The following is a 21545-nucleotide window of genomic DNA, read 5'->3' on the forward strand; positions in this document are numbered from 1 at the left end:
GCTATAGGGCGGCGGTGATCGGCCGCAAAGCCATAGAGGATGGCATCGCGCTCCCGTATTCGATCAGCCGAGGATGCCGGGCAAATCGAGCCCTTGCTCGCGCGCGCAATCGACTGCGATTTCGTAGCCCGCATCGGCGTGGCGCATGACGCCGGTGGCGGGATCGTTCCACAGCACGCGTTCGATCCGGCGGGCAGCGTCGGGTGTGCCGTCGCAGACGATCACCATTCCCGAATGCTGGGAAAAGCCCATGCCGACGCCGCCGCCGTGATGGAGCGACACCCAGGTCGCGCCGCTGGCGGTGTTGAGCAGGGCGTTGAGCAGCGGCCAGTCCGAGACCGCATCGGAGCCGTCCTGCATCTTCTCGGTCTCGCGGTTGGGCGAGGCGACCGAGCCGCTGTCGAGATGATCGCGGCCGATCACGATCGGCGCCTTGAGCTCACCCGAGGCGACCATTTCGTTGAAGGCGAGACCGAGGCGGTGGCGATCGCCCAGGCCGACCCAGCAGATCCGTGCGGGGAGGCCCTGGAAATGGATCCGTTCGCGCGCCATGTCGAGCCAGTTGTGGAGATGCGCATTGTCGGGAAGCAGCTCCTTCACCTTGGCGTCGGTCTTCCAGATGTCCTCGGGATCGCCCGACAGCGCGACCCAGCGGAACGGGCCCACGCCGCGGCAGAAGAGCGGGCGGATGTACGCCGGCACGAAGCCGGGGAAGTCGAACGCGTCGGTGACGCCTTCCTCGAACGCCATCTGGCGGATGTTGTTGCCGTAATCGACCGTGGGGATGCCCATTGCGTGGAAATCGAGCATCGCGCGGACATGGATCGCCATCGAGGCGCGGGCGGCCTTGTCGAGCATCTCGGGATCGTCGCTGCGGGCGCTCTCCCATTGGTCGAGCGACCAGCCGAGCGGCAGATAGCCGTTGCGCGGATCGTGTGCCGAGGTCTGATCGGTCACCGCGTCGGGGCGGATGCCGCGGCGGACCATCTCGGGATACACTTCCGCGGCGTTGCCGAGCAGCCCGACCGAGACGGCATTGCCGGCTTTGTGCGCTTCCGCGACGATCGCCAGCGCCTCTTCGATGCTGTTCGCCTGCGCATCGAGATAGCCGGTCTTGAGCCGCATCTCGATCCGCGACGGCTGGCATTCGACGGCGATGCACGAGGCCCCGGCCATCGTCGCGGCAAGCGGCTGCGCGCCGCCCATCCCGCCAAGGCCCGCGGTGAGGATCCAGCGGCCTTTCAGGCTGCCGCCGAAATGCTGGCGGCCCATCTCGGCGAAGGTCTCGTAGGTGCCCTGAACGATCCCCTGGCTGCCGATATAGATCCAGCTGCCCGCGGTCATCTGGCCGTACATCATCAGGCCCTTGCGATCGAGCTCGTTGAAATGCTGCCAGTTCGCCCAGTGCGGCACGAGGTTGGAGTTGGCGAGCAGCACGCGCGGCGCGTCGGCATGGGTGCGGAAGATGCCGACCGGCTTGCCCGACTGGATGAGCAGGGTCTGGTCGTCCTCCAGCCGGCGCAGGCTCGCGACGATCGCGTCATAGCTCTCCCAGTCGCGCGCGGCACGGCCGATGCCGCCATAGACGATCAGCTCCTCCGGCTTCTCGGCGACGTCCGGGTCGAGATTGTTCATCAGCATGCGGAGCGGCGCTTCGGTGAGCCAGCTCCTGGCGGTCAGCTCGGTGCCGTGCGGCGCGCGGATGCTGCGGCTGTTGTCGCGGCGCGTGGTCATGCGGTGGCCTTCCAATCGAGACAGGCAGTGAGGATGGCGTGGAGATCAGCCACGAGCGGTGCGGCGCGGGCCGGGTCGAAGGGCGTCGGCCAGTTGGTCTCGTCAGGAAGATCGGGCTCGTCGAGATAGCCGCGGCAGGCGAGTTCCATCTGGATCGCGTGCACGCCGGTTTCCGGACGGCCGTGATGGCGTGTGGTGTAGCCGCCGCGGAACCTGCCGTTGACCACCAGCGAGCGGGCGGTGGCGGCGCAGGCGCGCTCGACCGCTGCTTCGAGTGCGGGATCGCAGGTCACGCCATTGTTGGTGCCGATGTTGAACTGGGGCAGCTCGCCGTCGAACAGGCGTGGGACATGGCTGCGGATCGAATGGCAGTCGTAGAGGACGACGCGGCCGTGCCGTTCGCGCAGCAGGGCGAGTTCGGCGGTGAGCGCGGCGTGATACGGCAGCAGCCAGCGGTCGCGGCGCCGGGCGATCTCGGCTTCATCGGGCTCGTGGCCGGGCAAATAGAGCGGTTCGCCGTCGAAGGTGGTGGTGGGGCACAACTCGGTGGTCGTCTGGCCCGGATAGAGCGAGGCGCCGGAGGGATCGCGGTTCACGTCGATGACGCTGCGCGAGACCGCGGTCCGGACGATCGTCGCGTCGAGATCGGCGGCGAAGGCGTAGAGCCGGTCGATCCACCAGTCGGCGTCTTTCCGGGCGCGCCATGGCGAGACGAAGCGGGGAGCAGGTCGTCGGGAATGTGCGTGCCGGTGTGCGGCATGCCGAGCACCAAAGGCGCATTGCCGCGGCGGATGGTCAGCCAGTCGGGATCAGCCATTCGTCACCGACGGCACGGGGATGGCGTGGCTTTCGGCGATCTCGCGCAAGATGCCCGCGCGGACGATCTGCGCGGCGGCGGCGATGTCGGGGTGAAAATAGCGATCTTCATCCAGATGCGGCACGGTGGCACGCACTGTCCGGTGGACCGCCGCGATCGCTTCGCTGCTGCGGACGGGCGCGTGGAAGTCATAGCCCTGCGCGGCGGCGAGCAGCTCGATTGCGATGACGTTACCCGTATTGTCGGCCATCGCTGTCAACCGTCGGGCGCCGTGCGCTGCCATCGAGACATGATCCTCCTGATTGGCCGAGGTCGGGATCGAATCGACGCTGGCAGGGAAGGCGCGCTGCTTGTTTTCGGAGACCAGAGCGGCCGCGGTGACTTGGGGAATCATGAAGCCCGAATTGAGCCCCGGGCGCGGAGTGAGGAAGGCGGGGAGGCCCGACAACGCCGGATCGACCAGCATCGCCAGCCGGCGTTCGGAGAGCGAGCCGATCTCGCACAGGGCCATAGCGATCATGTCGGCGGCGAAGGCGACCGGCTCGGCGTGGAAATTGCCGCCCGAAAGGACTTCGTCGGTATCGGTGAAGACCAGCGGATTGTCCGAGACGCTGTTGGCCTCGGTGCCCAGCGTCGTCGCGGCCTGGCGGAGCAGATCCAGCGCGGCGCCCATCACCTGCGGCTGGCAGCGCAGGCAATAGGGGTCCTGCACGCGCTTGTCGTCTTCGCGGTGCGAAGCGCGGAGCGGCGATCCGTGCATCATCGCGCGGAGCATCGCCGCGACTTCCTTCTGGCCGCGATGGCCGCGCAGATCGTGGATGCGCGGGTCGAAGGGCGTGTCGGAGCCCTTGGCGGCTTCGGTGGAGAGCGCCCCCGAGACCAATGCGGCGGCAAACAATGCCTCGGCCTCGAACAGTCCGGCGAGCGCATAGGCAGTCGAGAATTGCGTGCCGTTGAGCAGCGCAAGGCCTTCCTTGGGACCGAGGGTGAGCGGGACCAGGCCAGCGTCGCGCAACGCCTGTTCGGCGGGAAGACGGCCGGTGGGCGTGTCGATCTCGCCGGTGCCGATCATCGCCGCGGTCATGTGCGCGAGCGGGGCGAGGTCGCCCGATGCGCCGACCGAGCCTTGTGCCGGGACCACCGGCAGCAGATCGCGCGCCAGCATCGCCTCGAGCAGGTCGAGCGTGTCGAGCCGCACGCCCGATGCACCGCGGGCGAGGCTCGCGAGCTTGAGCGCCATCATCAGCCGCAGCACGGGGCGGGGCATCGGATCGCCGACGCCCGCGGCATGCGAGAGAACGAGGTTGCGCTGGAGCGCGTCGAGATCGGCGGGTTCGATGCGGATGCTGGCGAGCAGGCCGAAGCCGGTGTTGACGCCGTACACTGCATGATCGCCTGCAGCGATCCGGGCGATGGTGTCGGCGGCGCGCTGGACGCCCTCGCGGCAGGCGGAGTCGAGCCGCGCCTCGCCGCCGCGATAGATGGCGCGCCATTGCTCGAGCGGCACCGCGCCGGGTTCGAGCGTGATCATACCTGTCCTCCAAAGATGCGGGCATGGAGCGGGTTGAACCCCATGCGGTAGACGAGCTCGGCCGGCTCCTCGATGTCCCAGATGGCGAGATCGCAGCTTTTGCCGGGCTCGAGCGTGCCGACCCTGTCCAGCCGGCCCAGCGCGCGTGCTGCCTCGCGGGTCATGCCGGCGATGCATTCGTCGACGGTCAGGCGGAACAGGGTCGCAGCCATGTTCATCGCCAGCAGCGGCGAAGTGAGCGGCGAAGTGCCGGGATTGCAGTCGGTGGCAATGGCGATCGGCACGCCGGCACGACGGAGCGCCTCGACCGGGGGAAGGCGGGTCTCGCGGGTGAAGAAAAAGGCGCCGGGCAGCAGCACCGCGACGGTGCCGGCGCGCGCCATCGCCGCGACGCCGGCTTCGTCGAGATGCTCGAGATGATCGGCGGAGAGCGCGCCGAACTCGGCCGCGAGCGCCGCGCCGTGAAGGTTGGAGAGCTGCTCGGCATGGAGCTTCACCGGCAGGCCGTTGGCGCGGGCGGCCCCGAACACGCGGCGGACCTGATCGGGGCTGAAGCCGATTCCTTCGCAGAACGCATCGACTGCGTCCGCGAGGCCAGCGGCGGCGACCGCGGGGATCATCGCTTCGCAGACCCGCTCGATATAGCCGTCGGCATCGCCCTTGAACTCGCCCGGTACGGCGTGCGCGCCAAGGAACGTGGTGGTGACGTTCACTGCGCGCCGTTCGCCCAGCGCGCGGGCGGCGCGCAGTATCTTGCATTCGTCGGCTTCGGACAGGCCGTAGCCCGATTTGATCTCGATCGTGGTCACGCCCTCGGCCAGCATCGCATCGAGCCGGGGCAATGCGGCGGAGACCAGTTCCTCCTCGCTGGCGGCACGCGTGGCGGCCATGGTCGAGACGATGCCGCCGCCCGCGCGGGCGATCTCCTCGTAGCTCGCCCCCGCCAGCCGCAGCTCGAACTCGCGCGCACGATTGCCGGCAAAAACGAGGTGCGTGTGGCAATCGATCAGTCCGGGCGTGATCCAGCGGCCTTCGCAATCATGGATGGTTTCGGCATCGAGCATCGGGGCGTCGCCGCGGGGGCCGGCATAGACGATATGGCCGTCGGTCGCGGCGATCAGGCCGTCCTCCACTACGCCGAGGCCCTCTCCGCGCAGCGTGGCCAGTCTGGCGTTGCTCCACAGCTGCTCGACGCGCACGCAATGACCTCCTCGAAGCGACTGCGATCGATCCTCTAGGATGTTGCCGGAAATGTCTATACATTTGTCCATGACACGATGTGGAAGGGCGGCGATGCAAGGCTGGTGGTTCGAGACTGCGTTGCTGCCGGACGGATGGGCCGAGCGCGTACGGATGACGGCCGAGAATGGGAGCATCCTCGCGCTGACGCCCGGGGTCGCACCCGAGCCGGGAGATGAGCGGCACGGCGTAGCGCTGCCGGGCATCGCCAATCTCCACAGCCATGCCTTCCAGCGCGGCATGGCGGGCATGGCCGAACGGCGGGGGCCGGCTGCGGACAGCTTCTGGACGTGGCGCGATGTAATGTACCGCTTCGCCAATGCGATCGGCCCCGACGAGCTCGAGGCGATCGCCGCGCTCGCTTTCGTCGAGATGCTCGAGGCAGGCTTCGTCCGGGTCGGCGAGTTCCACTATATCCATCACGACATCCACGGTGCCCCCTTTGCCGATCCGGCGGAGATGGGCGCGCGGCTGGCGGCGGCGGCGTTGGAGACGGGCATCGGGCTCACCTTGTTGCCGGTGCTCTACATGGCGTCGGGCTTCGGTGGCGCGGCGCCCCGGCCCGAGCAGCGGCGCTTCGTCCATGATGTCCGTGGCTATGCCCGGCTGGTCGAGGCATCGCGGCGTGCGGTGGCGGGCCTTCCGGACGCGCGGGTCGGCGTCGCGCCGCACAGCCTGCGCGCAGTGACGCCCGAGGGGCTTGCGGCCGCAGTCGAGATCGGTGGCGACGGCCCGGTGCATATCCACATCGCCGAGCAGACCGGCGAGGTCGAGGATTGCCTGTGCCACCATGGCCGGCGCCCGGTCGAATGGCTGCTCGAATATGCGCCGGTGGATCCGCGCTGGTGCCTCGTCCACGCGACGCACGTCACCATGGCGGAGCTCGAGGGGATCGCGCGGAGCAGCGCCGTGGCGGGGCTTTGCCCGGTCACCGAGGCCAATCTGGGCGACGGCATCTTCCCCGCCACGGATTTCGTCGCGGCGGGCGGGCGCTTCGGAGTGGGTTCCGATTCGAATGTGCTGATCGACATGGCACAGGAACTGCGCAGCCTCGAATATTCGCAGCGGCTGGCGCGGCGGGAGCGCAATCTGCTGTCGAGTCCGGCCCGCCCATCGACCGGACGGACGTTGTTCGACGCGGTGGGCAAGGCTGGGGCACAGGCGCTGGGGATGGATAGCCACGACCTCGCGCCCGGCGCGCGCGCGGACTTCGTTACGCTCGATCGCGGACATCCGACGCTGGCGGGCCGCGCCGGCGATGCGCTGCTCGACGCGTTCGTCTTCGCCGACAGCCGGGGAATGATCGACGGCGTGTGGCGCGGCGGGCGGCAATGGGTGAAGGGCGGACGGCATGTCGCGCGCGACATAGTAGTGGCGCGCTACGTACGGGCGCTCGCGGGGCTGGGGATCGCCGGACGATGACCGTCCAGACCCGCCCGCTCTACCAGACCATCCACAACGCGATCGAAAGCCGGATCATGTCAGGCGCGCTGCGGCCCGGTGATCGCATTCCGTTCGAGCACGAGCTGATGGCGGAATATGGCTGCTCGCGCATGACGGTGAACAAGGCACTGTCGGCGCTGGCCGGCGCGGGGCTGATCTCGCGCCAGCGCCGGCGCGGGTCGTTCGTCACCCGGCCGCGGATCCATATGGCGGCGCTGCAGATTCCCGATATTCGCGAGGAGATCGAGCAGCGCGGCCACGCTTATGCGCTGCGGCTGGTTGGTCAAGCCGATCTGGATGCAGACGGCGCGAGCGGCGCGTTGCTGCGCCTGCCGCCGCACGGCAAGTTGCTGTCGCTCCAGTGCGTGCATCTCGCCGACGGTCGGCCGTATGCAGTCGAGGCGCGGCTGATCAACCTCGCCGCCGTGCCCGCGGCGCGCGAGGCCGATTTCTCCACGATCCCGCCGGGAAGCTGGCTGCTGGCGCATGTTCCCTGGACCGAAGCGGAACACCGCATCACCGCCGCGCCGGCAGGCGACGATGCGGCCTTACTCGAAGTACCTGCGGGCAAGCCCTGCCTAGTGCTCGAGCGCTGGACCTGGCGCGAGAAGGAATCGATCACCTATGTGCGCACGGTCTTCCACGGCGACAATTTCGACCTGACCGCCCGTTTCGCGTCGCAGGCGGCGAGGGGTCCGCTCGGCGATTGATCGCCGTCCCGAGAGGTTGTCCGGCGCCGTCTCGCAGCGGGACAGACGCCCCATTTCCCTCTGTGGGCTCGCTTTTATCCGATTGGTCTGACGATTGGCTTGCGTCGGAGGAAAAAATGGTAATTCTAAAAGCTGAAGTCACGTTCCATATTGTGGGAGAACAGGAGGGGCAGCCTCCGGAACCCCACAAAATGCGTCCGGTCGCGGGGACAACAACAAACTGAGACTCGCTCCGGACGGCGGCGTGAACAACGGTGGGAGAGGGGAAAATCATGTCGAATCGATCGAATCTGCGCGTCCGCATCGGCGCGACCGCGTCCTGGACGGTGCTGGGACTGGCGCTGATCTGTGGCGGGCAGGCAATGGCGCAGACCGCGCCCCTGGCAGGCGGACAGGTGGCGCCTTCACCCGAAGACATCGTCCCCCCGAGAGCGAAGAGACGATCATCGTCGTCGGCTCGCGCGCCAGCCAGCAATCGGCCAACAATCGCAAGAAGAACGCCAGGACGGCGACCGACTCGATCGTTGCCGATGACGTCGGCTCCTTCCCCGACCGCAACGTCAACGAAGCGATCTCGCGCATTCCGGGCGTCGCGCTCGGCCGCAACGAGTTCGGCGAAGGCGACAGCGTCACCGTGCGCGGCAATGGCCCCGATCTCACGCGGGTCGAGCTCGACGGAATCGGCGTGCAGAGCACCACGGCGCTCGCGCTCGGGGCGAGCCGCAGCGCGGATCTGCGGGAGCTTCCAGCCGAATTGATCAAGAGCGTCGACGTGGTCAAGGGTTCGACCGCCGACATGACCGAGGGCTCGCTGGGCGGAACCGTTCAGATCAAGACCCGCACCGGCCTTGATTTCAAAAAGCCTTATTTCTCGCTCCGCGCCGGCGCCGGACAGAATTCGCTCGGCAGGGACTGGACCCCCGACTTCAACGCCGTCGCCGCGCACAAGTTCTTGAACGATCGGCTCGGCGTGATCGTCAGCGGCACCTATTCCAAGATCCAGAACGACGGCCATGGCTATGAGCAGACGACTTCCAACAACCGTGGTTTTGCGCGCCTCTTCGACTTCGACAATTCAGCCGAAAAGACGTTCAGTTTCAATCCGGCGACGGTCGGGACCGACGCTGCGGACGTTGCTTTCGCCAACAGCACCGCGCCTGACGGCACCACGCTCACCCCGCGCGAATTGGTGACGCTCGCCGCCGGCGCGACCAGCAAGGCTCAGTGCCTCTCGATCTTTCCGTATCTCCCTCTGCAAACGGCGGGCAACGCCACGACCGCGGCACGAGTCCAGCAGCGGACGGTGGAGCAGCAAACCTGTCTAAACCAGTGGAACGACGCGACTCCGTCGCTGGTCCGCAACTTCATGAACACGCAGACCGACGAGCGCTACTCGATCGATGCGCGGCTCGATTTCCGCGTGAACGACCAGTTGACCGTTTACGCCAAGGCAACGCGCGCCGACCGCCAGGTCCATGACCAGAACCGCAGCCGCAACCCGGTAAGCCTGTTCAACCAGAATATTGCCGGTACCTTCAGCGATACGACCACGGGCAATCCGCGCACGCGTACCGTCAACGCCAACGCGCCTGCCGGATATAATGTGTTCGACCCTGTCTACGGCCTCAATGTCGTCAGTACCGGCAGCGGCAACTCCCTGATCAGCGTCCCCGTGGCGGGGCAGGTCTTGAACGTCGTTCCCGGCAGCGTGGTGGTGGATGCCAATCACAACGTCACCCAGATGACGTTGACCAACAATTCGGTGAGCATCGACCAGATCGAGAACCACATCGACACCAAGACGATGTATTATCAGGGCGGTGCCGAATATCGCGGCGAGCGACTCGAGATCGATGCGATGGCAGGCATGACCAAGGCGACATCGGGGCGCGGCGACATGCGCACTTCGCGCTCCTACGCTTATGGCGATGCGACGCTGACGCTGCAGCCCAACGGCCTCTACGACGTCGCTCTGCCAGCCAGTTACGACGACACCAATCCTGTGAACTTCGTGCAATTGCGTCCGCCCGCGTGCATCGGCGCTGGGACGGCGCCGACCTGCGTCGGCCAGAGCGCCGTCACGGCCGGCCCCAACGCGCCGGCAAGCCCCGCTTACACCGTCGGGCAGTTGCCCCTGACCACGCCGAGCTTCGAGTCTCCTATTCGCCGACGCTCGGCGAATCGTCGGAGCGGATCGCCAAGCTCGACCTGCGCTACGACACGCGCGATTGGCTGCCGTTCATCACCAAATTCTCGGTCGGCGGCATGTATCGCAAGAATAAGTCCGAGCGCTGGGGCGGCGGCGGATACGCAGTATCCTCGGCCGTGGGCACCTTCGGGACTCCCGGCTATGTCCCCGCGATTATCGTGCCGACGGCCAATGTGCGCGGCACGCTGCGCGCCTGCCAGCCCACCGCGACATCGACGGTATCGTGCAATTACGGCTTCGTGCCTTCCACCAACCCTTCCAATATTCGATCGGGCGTGGACACGCTGACGCCGGCCGACCTCATCGCGCTGTTCACCAAGACGCTCGAGCCCAGCGGTTCGCAATATTTCGGCGATCTGCCCAATCGCGGCACGCTGCCGGACGCGTGGCAGGGCATCCGTACCGACGAACTGTTCGACGCGCTCGGCGCGAAGGACTTCATGAATTACGATTGCCTCAAGACCTGCATGGGCAGCGACGGCCAGATGTACGACCAGCCGGCGACGCGGGTGCAGGAGACGATCAAGAACGTCTATGCGATGTTCGACTTCGAGCAGAAGCTGCCCCTGGGGCTGGTTTTCAACGGCAATGTCGGCGTGCGCGGCGTGTTTGCCAATGTGACCGGCACGTCGCTGCTCACGCTGAACAGCATCCGCAAGGGCCCCGCCTTCAATCCTCTCGATCCCAATAATGCCGGCGGTATCATCACCCAGACATTCATCGCCAACACTTCGGTCAATGCCAGCACCCGGGATTGGCTGCCCAGCGTCAATCTCAACCTCTGGGGCTTCAACGAGTCGGTCGTGTTGCGCCTATATGGCGGCAAGACCGTCGCTCGGCCGTCAATGGGCAATCTCATCGCGGGCGGCACGTGCACGATCGACCAGCGCGCGATCGATGCCGACGGCGACGATATCTTCGGCTGCACCGGGCGTATCGGCAATCCGGGCCTGAAGCCATTTACTGCCTGGAGTTACAACGCCAGCCTCGAATGGTATCCCAACGCGGATACGATGTTCTCGGCGACTTATGGCAAGCTCGACGTCAAGATCGGCAATCCGCTTCAGGTGACCAAGACCGCGCGGCCTTTCGCGGGGAGCGAAGGAACCGATCCCGGCACGGGCGAAGCGCTCTCCGATATCGAGTTCGCCTATCCCACTTACGAAAACGGACCGGGCTACAAGCGTTCGATCTGGGAGTTCTCCGCCAAAACCGCGTTCACCTTCCTGCCCTGGTTCCTGAAGTACACCGGCGCCGACGCCAACTTCTCGGTCCTGTCATCGGCAGTGACGTCCGGGCAGCAGGATCCGCTGACCGGCGATGTCATGCTCCCGCCTGACGAGTCGAAATATTATACCAACGCTTCGCTGTGGTATGATGATGGCAAGCTCAACATCCGGGTCGCCTATCAAAAACGTAGCGCGCGGTTTAACTGCATCACGCCGTGCGGCGGCAATAATATCGACATCAATTATCCGGGTGAGCAATGGACCAACGTACGCCTCGTTGGTCCGGGCTGGAATCCGGGCGTTCCGCGCTTCACGGACGGCAGCACCTTCATCGACGCCAAGATCTCGTACAACGTCACGCGCAACTTCCAGGTCTATGCCGAAGGCCGCAACATGCGGCGTGAGGCGCAGACGATCTCGACCGGCAGCTACGTGCCCTTCGAAGACGGTGCCCCCAAGATCATGCGCCTGTCTTATGGTGGCCGGCGGATCATGACCGGCGTTCGCCTCCAGTTCGGCAACTGATGCCCGACGGCCGCTCCTTCGGGGGCGGCCGCTTGATCTGGCCGGGGCCTTGGCCGACAACGTTGCGATGAGCGGACTTCCCGGCAGCGCATTGGCCGACGGCGCCGAGCTGTTGCTCCGTCGCCTCGATCAGTCGCCGCTCGGTGCGATCGAGCTCGACCGTCCGGCGCTCGATGATCTACCCTTTCGCGATCTGGTGCGGGCATTGCTCCGCGCACCCGGATTCAAGCTCGACTTCAATCGGCTCGAGCCCGACGCGGCACTCGAGCTGGTGTCGGGCCAGCTATTCGGACCCCGCGCGTTCGGGCGCGAGAACAAACTGCTCGCCCGCGAGATCGCCGCGCTGGCCGACCTTGTCGGCGGACTGGTCGATGCCCGGCCGGCGATCGCGATCCGCACCTATTTCGCGCCGGGTGACCTCGTCTGGCATGTCGATCGCGTCAACGAGCGGCGGGCGTTCCGGCTGGTCTGGCCGCTCGGCCGTCCCGCCGGCATGCGGCTCACCTCTGCCGACAACATCCGTGCCGATATCTATCGCGCCTATATGCGCCGTGAATTCTCCCTGTTGGGCCAGATGGACACGCGCGTGTTGCGTACCGGCGTTCCGGTCGAGACATTATGGGCGCATCGCCCGATGCAGCTCGCGGCGATGGTCTCGGGCCGGTTTCCGTTCCTGCGCGATCCGGACAGGGAATATGAAGTCACACCCGGCGCCGCGAGCGTGCACCGCGTCCAGACCCCGGCGCAGTCCGGCGCGTGGCACCGTTCGTCCTGGGCGAACCGCGATGCGCCGGGGCTGCAGATCGTGATCACGGCGGCGGCGGACTGACGATGCGGTTTCGCCGCCTCGGCCGGACCGGGCTCGACATATCCGAGCTGACCCTCGGGACTTCGGCGCTGACGGCCGCGGCGCGGAGCGACGTCGCCGAGGCGGGGGCGCTGGTCGCGCTGGCGCTCGATCGCGGAGTCAATGCCATCGAACTCGATGCCGGAGACAGCGCGGCGGCGACGCTGCTCGGCGAAATACTCAGGCGCGAGAATGCCCGCGACCGCGTTCATGTCCTCGTGCGCGCAACGTCGCTGGTCGCCTTCGATCTGCCCTCGCCGCATGTTCCCGTGCAGGATGCCTATCCCGGGCGGCACCTGCGGGCGGAGACCGAGGCGTTGCTCGTGACATTAGGCGTCGAGCGGCTGGCGCTCCAGCAGCTCCACGCCTGGTGTCCCGAATGGCAGCACGAAGGCGATTGGCTGGAGACGCTCGAACGGCTTCGCGCGGAGGGCAAGATCGCCGGCTTCGGCGTGTCGCTGTTCGATCACGACGTGGCGGCCGGGTTCGAGATCGTCGCCAGCGGGCGGATCGCTTCGGTGCAGGCGATGTACAATGTCTTCGATCCCGGCGCGGCCCGGGCGCTCCTGCCGCTTTGCCGGAAGCACGATGTGGGCGTCATCGCCCGCGCGCCGCTTTACTACGGCGCGCTGGGGGGCAGGCTGGAATTTCCGCGCGACGATTGGCGGCACGACTATTTCTTCGATGAGCACCGGCGCGAGACCGGCGAACGCGTGGAACATCTGCGGGCCGTGACTCCGCCGGACCAATCGCTTGCCGACATGGCGCTGCGCTTCTGCCTGTCGCATCCTGCGGTCTCGACCGTGGCGGTGGGGATGCGCAACCGCGCGCAGCTCGAGGCGAACCTGCAGGCGGTGCTGGCCGGGCCACTCGACCCCGACATCGGTACCGCGCTCGCGAAGCATGCGTGGCTATGCTGAGCGGATTGCGCTTCTGGTGCGTTGGCGCACCGTAATGACTTTCTTCGAGAGCCTCGTCGCCTTGTTGCTGCTTGCAGTGGTGCTGCTGCAAGTCGCGCGGCGAACATGGATTCCCTATCCGACGATGCTGGCCACCGCGGGCGTGATCGTCGCTTTGGTGCCGGGAACCCCCGCGATCGGGCTCGAGGGGCATACCGCGCTGGCATTGTTCATCGCCCCGGTGCTGCTCGACGCGGCGTTCGATTTCCCGCTCGCGGCGATCCGCAAGCTGTGGCGCCCGCTGGTGGCGCTTGCCGTCGTCGCGGTGCTGCTGACCACCGCGGTCGTGGCGTGGATCGGCTGGGCATTCGCGGGACTGCCGCTCGCCGCGGCGATCACGCTCGGGGCGATCGTCGCGCCGCCGGACGCCGCCGCGGCGACGACGGTCCTGCGATCGGCCGCGCTGCCGCGCAAGACGGTGCAGGTGCTCACCGGCGAGAGCCTGCTCAACGATGCCACGGCTTTGTTGTTGTTCAGCGCCGCGCTCGCGGTCCAGAGCAATGGCGGGATCGACGGCAGCGTCGCGCTGCAGCTCGGGCTCGCCGCGCCCGGCGGGATTGCGCTGGGGCTGGCGATGGCGTGGCTGTTTCGCTTCATCATCCCGTATACGCGCGGCTCGTTCGGCGGGAATTTGCTCGAATTCGTCAATACCTTCGTCGCGTGGCTGCTCGCCGAGCGGCTGGGGCTGTCGGCGGTGCTCTGCGTGGTGACGATGGCGATGTTCATCGCCAACAGCCCGCGCATGAAGATCGACGCGCGCAATCGTGTCCAATCCTTCGCGGTGTGGGGCGTCGCGGTGTTCGTGCTCAACGTCGTCGCCTTCCTGGTGATGGGAATGCAGGCGCGCGCGATCATCGGCGGGATGGATCCGGCCCGGCTGCGCGAGGCCGCCGGCGTCGCGGCGATGGTCGTCGCTGGCGTGGTGGTGACGCGGCTCGCCTGGGTGCTCGTCTATAACCGGCTCGCGGCGCGCTTTGCCTTGCTGCGCGGCGATGCCGAGCCGGCGAGCCTCGCCCAGGGCGTGGTGGTCGGCTGGTGCGGGATGCGCGGGCTGGTCACGCTGGCGACCGCCTTTGCGCTGCCATCGGACTTCCCGCAGCGCGACCTCATCACATTGTCGGCGTTCGCCGTGGTACTGGCGACCCTGGTGGTGCAGGGGCTCACGCTCACGCCGCTGATCCGGCTGCTGGGCCTGGACAGCGGCGACGATTCACAGGAGCATCAGGCGGCCGAGCGCGCTTTGACCGGGGCGGCGCTGGCCGCGGTTGCGGGGGCGAAAGGGCGCGTTGCCGACGAGGTCCGGCGCCAGTTTGAGATCGATCGCGCAGCGCTCGACGGCGGCGAGGCTTGCGGCGATTTCAACGAGCGCCGACGGCTCAAGCTCGAGGCGATATCCGCACAGCGCGAGCGGCTGCGCCAATTGCGCGACGACGACGCGATCGGCGAGGAAGCGTTCGAGCGGCTGCAGGAGGAACTCGACTGGCGCGAGCTGGCGATCGGCCCCGCCGGACAGCGCGCGATCGAGGAAGGTTAGGGCGTATCGACTTCAATCGCGCAACTCCCTCCCCACAGGGAGGGGAAGCCGAATGTCGATATGCTTACAGCACCCGCGACATGAAGCGGCTGAACGGGTCTTCCTGATAATTGCCGAACGGTCCGGTCTCGGTGAAGCCGAACTGGCGGTAGAGCGCGTGGGCGGCTTCGAAGGCGGGCCCCGAGCCGGTCTCCAGGCTCAGCCGCTTATAGCCCCGCGCGCGGGCGACGCCGAGGATGTGCGAGACCAGAGCGGCGCCGGTGCCGCGCCGCAGATGCTGCTCGGACGTGCGCATCGACTTGATCTCGCCGTGCCCGTCGTCGAGCTGCTTGAGCGCGCCACAGCCGAGCAGGTCCGCGCCGTCCCACGCCGACCAGAAGGTCACGCCGGGCGCGCGCAATCCCGACAGATCGAGGAAATGACAGCTGCCCTTCGGCGAATTCGCGAGCATCCCCGCGAAATGCACGTTGAGCAAGGCGACGACCTGCGGATCGTCCAGTCCCCCTCGCGGATCTCCATCAGATTTCGTCGATCATGCCGGCGAGCGTATCGATACAGGCATGCGCGAGGACCTTGCAGCGCGCGGGCGACCAGCCGAACTCGGCATCGGCATTGGCGTCATGGTCCTTGAACGGCATCTCCAGAGTCATCGAAACGGCACCGAACCGCTCGGCCACCTGGTTCGTCGACATCGAGAGATTGGCCTTGCCCGGTGCGGCCTTCTCATAGCCGAGGTCGAGCTGGAATTCGGGCGTGGCATCGGCCAGGCGGCGCGCGAAATCGTAGAATTTCTCGCCCAATGCGTCGGTCCAGCTCGGGATGCCTTCGAAACCCGCGATGAAATTGGCGGGGATCGCCTCGTCGCCATGGACGTCCATCGCGAAATCGACGCCGGTCTCGTCCATGCGATTGCGCACGACGAGGACTTCGGGGCTCCTCTCGGGCGTGGGCGAGTGCCATTCGCGGTTGAGGTTGATCCCCGCGGCATTGGTGCGCAGATGCCCGCGGCGCGACCCGTCGGGGTTCATGTTCGGAACGATGTGGAACGTCGCCTTGCTCCGCAGCGCGTGCGTGGTCCGATCGTCCAGATCGATCAGCTTCTCGAGCGCGCCTTCCATCCACCATTCGGCCATGGTCTCGCCGGGATGCTGGCGGGCATAGAGCCAGACCTGCTTGGGGCCTTCGCCGAGCGTCAGGCAGTCGATCGGCTGGCCGTCGAGCGTGACGCCCAATTCGCGGTGGGAGACGCCCGGCTGGGCGGCGATGCGCGTCACCAGATCATGGTGCCGCTCCATCGAATAGGGCGCGAAATAGGCGAACCAGACGATATCGGTGTCGATCGCGCGCGTGAAGCTCAGCACGCCGTCGGCATAATCGGTGGCGGTGGTCCGCCAATGCGCGCGGTCGGTGCTCCAACGCGCCTGATAGCCCGGCCAGCCGAACGGATAGGCCGCGCCGCCCGCATTGAGGATGCGGAAGGTCAGCGTGCGCCCCTTCGCCCCTGCCAGCCGGAAATGGAACCACTGGTAGAAATCGGACAGATGATCGGTGACGATCTCGAGGTCGACCCGGTCGCCCTCCACTGCCACCACGCGGATATTGCCGCCGTCGAATGCGGCGTTGATCTGGATGCTCATTTGACCGTGGTAGTGATGCCTGACTCGCCTGGGAAGTCCCTGAACAACGCGTTCGCCAGCCTGGCGGCCTGATCGCGCGGATCGCTGCCGGGCTTGCCGCTCACCGATTCGGTGACTGCGCGACCTTCCCACACGGTGCTATTGTCGCTGCGGCGACGGAGCTGGACCGCAAGCTCGGAGCCATAGACTTCGCGGGTCTTGCCGCCGATCCCGAACGACACGCCGCCGCCCAGCCCGACTCCGCCGCCGCGTCGACCCCCGCTGATGCCGCCGCCGCCGAGACCGATCGAGACGGGGGCTGCTCGCGATACGCACCGCGCGAGACGCGCGTGAACGAGACCGCGGCGATATAGCCCGACGCCATCTCGCTGCGCGACTGGACGAAGCCGAGCCGCTCGAGCTCGGTCCCGACCGCGTCGGCATACATCTGGAACTCGGGGCTGATCTGCGCCGCGCCGGTCATCGGCTCGATCGCTACCGTGGTGCGTTCGGACAGCGTGCCGATATGATAGCGCGTGACCTCCACCGGCGCGTTGCGGCTGGTGGTGGTGCATCCGCCCGCGAGCAGGGCCGCGCCCGCGGCTGCGATGCTGAGAAGCTTGTTCACGGGCATTGGCCTCCTGTCTCGCGGGGAGAACGCCCCGCCGCACCTCAACCCTGCCCCCGGGCAGTCGGTTCCGCAAGGCCGTCAGCACCTTGACTTGACGACGCTCCCCTCTAGGCGGGCGCCTCTTTTCCAGCACCATATTCAGTCGAGAAGCGAATCGGTCATGAAGATCGTGAATTCATTGAAGTCGCTCAAGGGGCGGCACCGCGACAACCGCGTGATCCGTCGCCGCGGCCGGACCTATGTGATCAACAAGACGAATCGCCGGTTCAAGGCCCGCCAGGGCTAATTCCGGACGTGGGGACCCCGCGCGCCGTCATCTTCGATGTCGGCAAGGTCCTCTTCGAATGGGATCCGCGTTACCTCTACGAGCGCTTGATCGAGGACGATCAGGCGCTCGAAGCGTTTCTGGCGAACGTCGTCACCAGGGAATGGCATTTCCAGCACGATGCCGGGCGCCCGTTCGCGGAGACCTCGGCGGAGCTGAGTGCTGAGTATCCTGAGCATGCCGAGCTGATCGCCGCGTGGGGGCCGCGCTTCAACGACACGGTGCCGCACGCGATTCCGGGGATGCTGGAGATCGTCCGCGAGCTCGATGCCGCGGGCGTGCCACTGTTCGCGATCACCAATTTCTCGGGCGAGTTCTGGCGCGAATGGGTGCCGCAGCATGCCGAATTGTTCGATCGCTTCCGTGATGTCGTCGTGTCGGGCGACGAGAAGCTGGTGAAGCCCGATCCCGCGATCTATGCGCTGGCGCTGAAGCGCTTCGGGCTGGAAGGGCCGGAGGCCGTGTTTGTCGACGACAGCGCCGCCAATGTTGCCGGCGCGAGGAATGCGGGCATCCACGCCGTGCTGTTCACTACGGCCGAGGATTTCCGCGCCGAATTGGTGCGGTTGGGATTGCTTCCAAATTAGAACGTCACCCCGGCCTTGTGCCGGGGTCCACTGCGCCTCATGCGCTGTCCTTACCTGTCTGAGTCATCGCTCGCCTCCCGGTGGACCCCGGCACAAGGCCGGGGTGACGGAGAGGCGGTGCCCAGGTTCAGCCCCTTCGGGCCCCTGATAATTCTTGAGCTCGTCGCCAAGGATGGTGACGACGTGGAGCACGTTGGTCGAGCCCGGCGTCCCGAACGGTACGCCGGCGCAGACGATGATGCGGTCGCCGGCGGCAGCCAGTTCCTGGCGCATCGCCATGCGCTTGGCCTTGGCGACCATCTCCTCGAACGATTCGACGTCGCGGGTATGGACCGCGTGGCTGCCCCAGAGCAGCCCGCTGCGGCGCGCGGTCTCGATCTTCGGCGTCAGCACCATGATCGGCACGGTCGGGCGCTCGCGCGCGATCCGCCGTGCCGTCGAGCCCGAGCTGGTGAAGCAGACGATCGCCACTGCCGATACGGTGCGGGCGATGTTCTTCGCCGCCTCGGCGAGTGCGTCGGCGGTGGTCGGATCGGGGCGCGTGACCGTGAAATGGACCCGGTCGCCATGCGCGGGATCGCGTTCCACTGCGTCGGCGATCGAGTTCATCATCGCGACCGATTCGACCGGCCATTTGCCCGCCGCGCTCTCGGCCGAGAGCATGATCGCGTCGGCGCCGTCATAGACCGCGGTCGCGACGTCGGAGACTTCGGCGCGGGTCGGCGAGGGCGAATCGATCATCGATTCGAGCATCTGCGTCGCGACGATCACCGGACGGCCCATCCGCCGCGCGGTCTCGACGATGCGCTTCTGCAGCGGCGGCACGCTCTGCGGCGGCAATTCGACGCCGAGATCACCGCGGGCGACCATCACGCCGTCGCATTGCTCGACGATCTCCTCGAGCCGGGTGATCGCGCTCGGCTTCTCGATCTTGGCGAGCAGGGCCGCCTTGCCGCCGATCAGCCGGCGCGCCTCCATCAGATCCTCGGGGCGCTGGACGAAAGACAAAGCGATCCAGTCGACGCGCTGCTCGACCGCGAATGCCAGGTCGCTGCGGTCCTTTTCGGTGAGCGCCGCGAGCGGCAGCACCATGTCGGGGACGTTGAGGCCCTTGGAATTGGAGAGCGTGCCGCCGACCTCCACGCGCGTGACGAGCTTGTCGGGGCTCGCGGACGTTACGCGCAGCACCATCTTGCCGTCGTCGAGCAGCAGCCGGGCATCCTCGTGCGCGGCTTCGAAGATCTCGCGGTGCGGCAGCTCGACGCGAGTCGCGTCGCCCGGGGTCGGATCGCGGTCGAGCGTGAATTGCTGGCCGGTTTCGAGCACCACCTTGCCCTCGGCGAACTTGCCGACGCGCAGCTTGGGGCCCTGAAGGTCGGCGAGGATCGTCGTCGGCCGGCCATATCTTTTCTCGAGGCTGCGGATCGCCGCGATCACCGGCACCTTCGATGCCTGATCGCCATGGCTCATGTTGACGCGGAAGGCATCGGCACCCGCCTCGAACAACTGCTCGATCATCTCGACGGTGTTGCTCGCAGGGCCCAGCGTCGCGAGGATGCGGACTTTCCGGGAACGAGGTCTTATGGCCTTTGTCATCGCTGTCATCCTTGTGCGCGCCTGCCTCTAGCCTTTAATCTGCGCCGATCAACCACGGAGGTTCACAGTGCCGACACTCGATACCCTGGACGACGCCGTGGCGGCCAAGGCGTTCCGGCGGCTCGTCCGGCATTTGCGGCATCGCAGCGACGCGCAGAATGTCGATTTGATGGGGCTGGCGGGCTTCTGCCGCAACTGCCTGGGCGATTGGGTCGCCGAAGCCGGCGGGCTGAGCAAGGAGGAAGGGCGCGAGATCGTCTATGGCATGCCCTATGCCGAGTGGAAGGCGCGCCATCAGATCGAGGCGACCCCGGATCAGCTCGAACGAATGGAAGAAAGCATGAAGCGCAATCATGTCGAGGCGCTGCTCGACGACGCGCTCGACGACAGCTTTCCGGCGAGCGATCCGCCGTCGATGACCGATCCGGGGCGCTAATCGGGACGGAGGGCTTGAGCGGCGGGCCGGGCTTCTCTAAGCGGCGCGCTCCAGTTTCATCGCAAGCCGTGCGCGACTCCGGCCTCCGCCGGGGTGACGGCCAACCAGCGTCAGGAGATACCCCTTGTCCGATTCGATTTCCGCCGAACAGCTGCGCCTCTTCATCGAGCGGATCGAGCGCCTCGAAGAAGAGAAGAAGGGCATCGCCGACGACATCAAGGATGTCTATGCCGAGTCCAAGTCGACCGGCTTCGACACCAAGACGATGCGTCACATCGTCCGCCTGCGGAAGATGGAGAAGCATCACCGCGACGAGGCCGATGCACTGCTCGAGACCTATCGCAACGCGCTCGGCCTGCACTGATCCCGAGAAGAGCCCCGTTCGCCCTGAGCTTGTCGAAGGGCCGCACTTTCTTCTAACCGCTGGCTGAGCAAGAAGAACGGGGCTTCGACAAGCTCAGCCCGAACGGTAGATTGGATTCATGGCAGGCCATTCCAAATTCAAGAACATCATGCACCGCAAGGGCGCGCAGGATAAGAAGCGCTCGGGCATGTTCTCCAAGCTCAGCCGCGAAATCACCGTCGCGGCCAAGATGGGCTTGCCCGATCCCGACATGAACCCGCGGCTGCGCGCGGCGGTCAACGCCGCCAAGGCGCAGTCCATGCCCAAGGACAATATCCAGCGCTCGATCGACAAGGCTAGCAAGGGCGACGCCGAGAATTACGAAGAGATCCGCTACGAGGCGTTCGGCCCCGGCGGCGTGAGCCTGATCGTCGAGACGCTGACCGACAACCGCAACCGCACCGTCACCAACGTGCGTACCGCGATCAGCAAGAATGGCGGCAATCTCGGCGCGCCGGGTTCGGTCAGCCACGCCTTCGATCGCATGGGGCTCATCAACTACCCCGCGAGTGCCGGCGACGCCGACAAGGTATTCGAAGCCGCGCTCGAAGCCGGCGCCGAGGACGTGACGTCGAGCGAAGACGGCCACGAGATCTGGACCGCGCAGGGCGACCTCCACGAAGTCGCCAATGCGCTGACCCCGGTGCTCGGCGAGCCGGAGGGAGCCAAGCTAGCCTGGCGTCCGCAGACCATGGTCGAGGTGGCCGAGGGCGACGCGGCGACTTTGTTCAAGCTGATCGACGCGCTCGACGACGACGACGACGTCCAGACCGTCTGGGGCAATTATGAGGTCTCGGACGAGGTGATGGAGAAGCTCGGATAATGTTCGCATTGATCGCCAAGGCGTTGCTCTCGGGTGCGCTGATCGTGGCGATCGCGGAGATCGGCAAGCGCCAGCCGGCGCTTGCCGCGCTTGTCGCCTCGCTGCCTTTGGTATCGATTCTCGGCATGATCCTGTTGTGGAACGGCCGCCCGGATGCCGAGAACATGGCGCATCATGCGGAAGCGACTTTCTGGTATGTGCTGCCCTCGCTGCCGATGTTCCTGCTGATCCCGGCGCTGTTGCGCAGCGGTGTCAATTTCTGGCTGTCGTTGCTCGCCGGCTGTGTGCTCACCTTCATACTCTATATCGGTATGACGACGATCGGGCCGCGCTTCGGCCTGCGGCTCTGAA

19 protein-coding genes and 2 pseudogenes are annotated in these 21545 nt (G+C 66.6%); 13 read left to right on the plus strand and 8 right to left on the minus strand.

Annotated features, from left to right (window positions below):
* Positions 1-63 precede the first annotated feature (63 nt).
* From hutU to hutI, 4 genes and pseudogenes are all read right to left on the minus strand, one after another.
* A complete protein-coding gene (gene hutU, locus PIB19_RS18560; protein WP_271238518.1) occupies positions 64-1734 on the minus strand; it encodes a urocanate hydratase in 1671 nt (556 codons plus the stop codon).
* A pseudogene (hutG, locus tag PIB19_RS18565) lies at positions 1731-2551 on the minus strand (N-formylglutamate deformylase). Before hutG ends, hutU begins: the two are co-directional and overlap by 4 nt.
* Entirely contained in the window at positions 2544-4082 is a 1539-nt protein-coding gene (hutH, locus tag PIB19_RS18570; RefSeq protein WP_271238519.1) for a histidine ammonia-lyase, read from the minus strand. The pseudogene hutG and the gene hutH overlap by 8 nt, the downstream one beginning before the upstream one ends.
* Positions 4079-5281 carry an imidazolonepropionase gene (gene hutI, locus PIB19_RS18575; RefSeq protein WP_271238520.1) on the minus strand — a complete coding sequence of 401 codons (1203 nt, stop codon included), beginning with the start codon at positions 5279-5281 and terminating at the stop codon, positions 4079-4081. Before hutI ends, hutH begins: the two co-directional genes overlap by 4 nt.
* Positions 5282-5375: 94 nt before the next feature.
* On the opposite strand from hutI, the gene PIB19_RS18580 reads away from it, so the two are divergent.
* From PIB19_RS18580 to PIB19_RS18610, 7 genes and pseudogenes are all read left to right on the plus strand, one after another.
* Positions 5376-6743 carry a formimidoylglutamate deiminase gene (locus PIB19_RS18580; RefSeq protein WP_271238521.1) on the plus strand — a complete coding sequence of 456 codons (1368 nt, stop codon included), beginning with the start codon at positions 5376-5378 and terminating at the stop codon, positions 6741-6743.
* Positions 6740-7474: a histidine utilization repressor gene (gene hutC, locus PIB19_RS18585; RefSeq protein ID WP_271238522.1), complete on the plus strand. Its 735-nt coding sequence runs from the start codon at positions 6740-6742 to the stop codon at positions 7472-7474. Before PIB19_RS18580 ends, hutC begins: the two co-directional genes overlap by 4 nt.
* Before the next feature lie 244 nt (positions 7475-7718).
* Positions 7719-8237: pseudogene (locus PIB19_RS18590) on the plus strand (TonB-dependent receptor plug domain-containing protein); the annotation flags it as partial.
* A 1268-nt stretch (positions 8238-9505) separates the two neighbouring features.
* Positions 9506-11437 carry a TonB-dependent receptor domain-containing protein gene (locus PIB19_RS18595; protein WP_271238523.1) on the plus strand — a complete coding sequence of 644 codons (1932 nt, stop codon included), beginning with the start codon at positions 9506-9508 and terminating at the stop codon, positions 11435-11437.
* A gap of 49 nt (positions 11438-11486) precedes the next feature.
* On the plus strand, positions 11487-12266 hold the full coding sequence (locus tag PIB19_RS18600; protein ID WP_271238524.1) for a hypothetical protein: 780 nt from the start codon (positions 11487-11489) through the stop codon (positions 12264-12266).
* Between the two features lie 2 nt (positions 12267-12268).
* Positions 12269-13204: an aldo/keto reductase gene (locus PIB19_RS18605; protein WP_271238525.1), complete on the plus strand. Its 936-nt coding sequence runs from the start codon at positions 12269-12271 to the stop codon at positions 13202-13204.
* A 16-nt stretch (positions 13205-13220) separates the two neighbouring features.
* The gene (locus tag PIB19_RS18610) at positions 13221-14777 is read left to right on the plus strand and encodes a cation:proton antiporter (RefSeq protein ID WP_271238526.1); all 1557 of its coding nucleotides are present in this window, start codon (positions 13221-13223) and stop codon (positions 14775-14777) included.
* A 64-nt stretch (positions 14778-14841) separates the two neighbouring features.
* Here the strand turns inward: PIB19_RS18610 and PIB19_RS18615 are convergent, their stop codons facing one another.
* The 3 genes from PIB19_RS18615 to PIB19_RS18625 all read right to left on the minus strand — a co-directional run bounded on the left by PIB19_RS18615 (position 14842) and on the right by PIB19_RS18625 (position 17021).
* A complete protein-coding gene (locus PIB19_RS18615; RefSeq protein WP_336297343.1) occupies positions 14842-15243 on the minus strand; it encodes a GNAT family N-acetyltransferase in 402 nt (133 codons plus the stop codon).
* Positions 15244-15295: 52 nt separating this feature from the next.
* The gene (locus PIB19_RS18620; RefSeq protein ID WP_271238528.1) at positions 15296-16414 is read right to left on the minus strand and encodes a M14 family metallopeptidase; all 1119 of its coding nucleotides are present in this window, start codon (positions 16412-16414) and stop codon (positions 15296-15298) included.
* 100 nt (positions 16415-16514) lie between these two features.
* Entirely contained in the window at positions 16515-17021 is a 507-nt protein-coding gene (locus tag PIB19_RS18625; protein ID WP_271238529.1) for a hypothetical protein, read from the minus strand.
* Between the two features lie 163 nt (positions 17022-17184).
* Here PIB19_RS18625 and ykgO point away from each other — a divergent pair, with 163 nt between their 5' ends.
* Both ykgO and PIB19_RS18635 read left to right on the plus strand, forming a co-directional pair.
* On the plus strand, positions 17185-17310 hold the full coding sequence (gene ykgO, locus PIB19_RS18630; RefSeq protein ID WP_029724010.1) for a type B 50S ribosomal protein L36: 126 nt from the start codon (positions 17185-17187) through the stop codon (positions 17308-17310).
* A gap of 8 nt (positions 17311-17318) precedes the next feature.
* Complete coding sequence (locus PIB19_RS18635; protein WP_271238530.1) at positions 17319-17936, plus strand: HAD family hydrolase; 618 nt, start codon at positions 17319-17321, stop codon at positions 17934-17936.
* 63 nt (positions 17937-17999) lie between these two features.
* On the opposite strand, the gene pyk is transcribed toward PIB19_RS18635, so the two are convergent.
* Positions 18000-19532 carry a pyruvate kinase gene (gene pyk / locus PIB19_RS18640; protein ID WP_271238531.1) on the minus strand — a complete coding sequence of 511 codons (1533 nt, stop codon included), beginning with the start codon at positions 19530-19532 and terminating at the stop codon, positions 18000-18002.
* A 67-nt stretch (positions 19533-19599) separates the two neighbouring features.
* Here pyk and PIB19_RS18645 point away from each other — a divergent pair, with 67 nt between their 5' ends.
* The 4 genes from PIB19_RS18645 (at position 19600) to PIB19_RS18660 (ending at position 21544) form a co-directional block, all read left to right on the plus strand.
* Positions 19600-19968, plus strand: coding sequence for a DUF1244 domain-containing protein (locus PIB19_RS18645; protein WP_271238532.1), 369 nt, complete (start codon positions 19600-19602; stop codon positions 19966-19968).
* A gap of 124 nt (positions 19969-20092) precedes the next feature.
* A complete protein-coding gene (locus PIB19_RS18650) occupies positions 20093-20332 on the plus strand; it encodes a DUF2312 domain-containing protein (protein ID WP_056617902.1) in 240 nt (79 codons plus the stop codon).
* A 118-nt stretch (positions 20333-20450) separates the two neighbouring features.
* Positions 20451-21194, plus strand: a complete 744-nt coding sequence (locus PIB19_RS18655) for a YebC/PmpR family DNA-binding transcriptional regulator (protein ID WP_271238533.1) — start codon at positions 20451-20453, stop codon at positions 21192-21194.
* A complete protein-coding gene (locus PIB19_RS18660) occupies positions 21194-21544 on the plus strand; it encodes a DUF3147 family protein (RefSeq protein ID WP_271238534.1) in 351 nt (116 codons plus the stop codon). Before PIB19_RS18655 ends, PIB19_RS18660 begins: the two co-directional genes overlap by 1 nt.
* Position 21545 lies beyond the last annotated feature (1 nt).

The sequence above is a fragment of the Sphingomonas sp. 7/4-4 genome (assembly GCF_027941955.1).
Taxonomy (GTDB): domain Bacteria; phylum Pseudomonadota; class Alphaproteobacteria; order Sphingomonadales; family Sphingomonadaceae; genus Sphingomonas.

Coding starts and splice junctions, on each gene's coding strand:
- hutU (WP_271238518.1), bottom strand. CDS start 1,734: ATGACCACGCGCCGCGACAACAGCCGCAGCATCCGCGCGCCGCACGGC.
- hutH (WP_271238519.1), bottom strand. CDS start 4,082: ATGATCACGCTCGAACCCGGCGCGGTGCCGCTCGAGCAATGGCGCGCC.
- PIB19_RS18580 (WP_271238521.1), top strand. CDS start 5,376: ATGCAAGGCTGGTGGTTCGAGACTGCGTTGCTGCCGGACGGATGGGCC.
- hutC (WP_271238522.1), top strand. CDS start 6,740: ATGACCGTCCAGACCCGCCCGCTCTACCAGACCATCCACAACGCGATC.
- PIB19_RS18605 (WP_271238525.1), top strand. CDS start 12,269: ATGCGGTTTCGCCGCCTCGGCCGGACCGGGCTCGACATATCCGAGCTG.
- PIB19_RS18620 (WP_271238528.1), bottom strand. CDS start 16,414: ATGAGCATCCAGATCAACGCCGCATTCGACGGCGGCAATATCCGCGTG.
- ykgO (WP_029724010.1), top strand. CDS start 17,185: ATGAAGATCGTGAATTCATTGAAGTCGCTCAAGGGGCGGCACCGCGAC.
- pyk (WP_271238531.1), bottom strand. CDS start 19,532: ATGACAAAGGCCATAAGACCTCGTTCCCGGAAAGTCCGCATCCTCGCG.
- PIB19_RS18655 (WP_271238533.1), top strand. CDS start 20,451: ATGGCAGGCCATTCCAAATTCAAGAACATCATGCACCGCAAGGGCGCG.
- PIB19_RS18660 (WP_271238534.1), top strand. CDS start 21,194: ATGTTCGCATTGATCGCCAAGGCGTTGCTCTCGGGTGCGCTGATCGTG.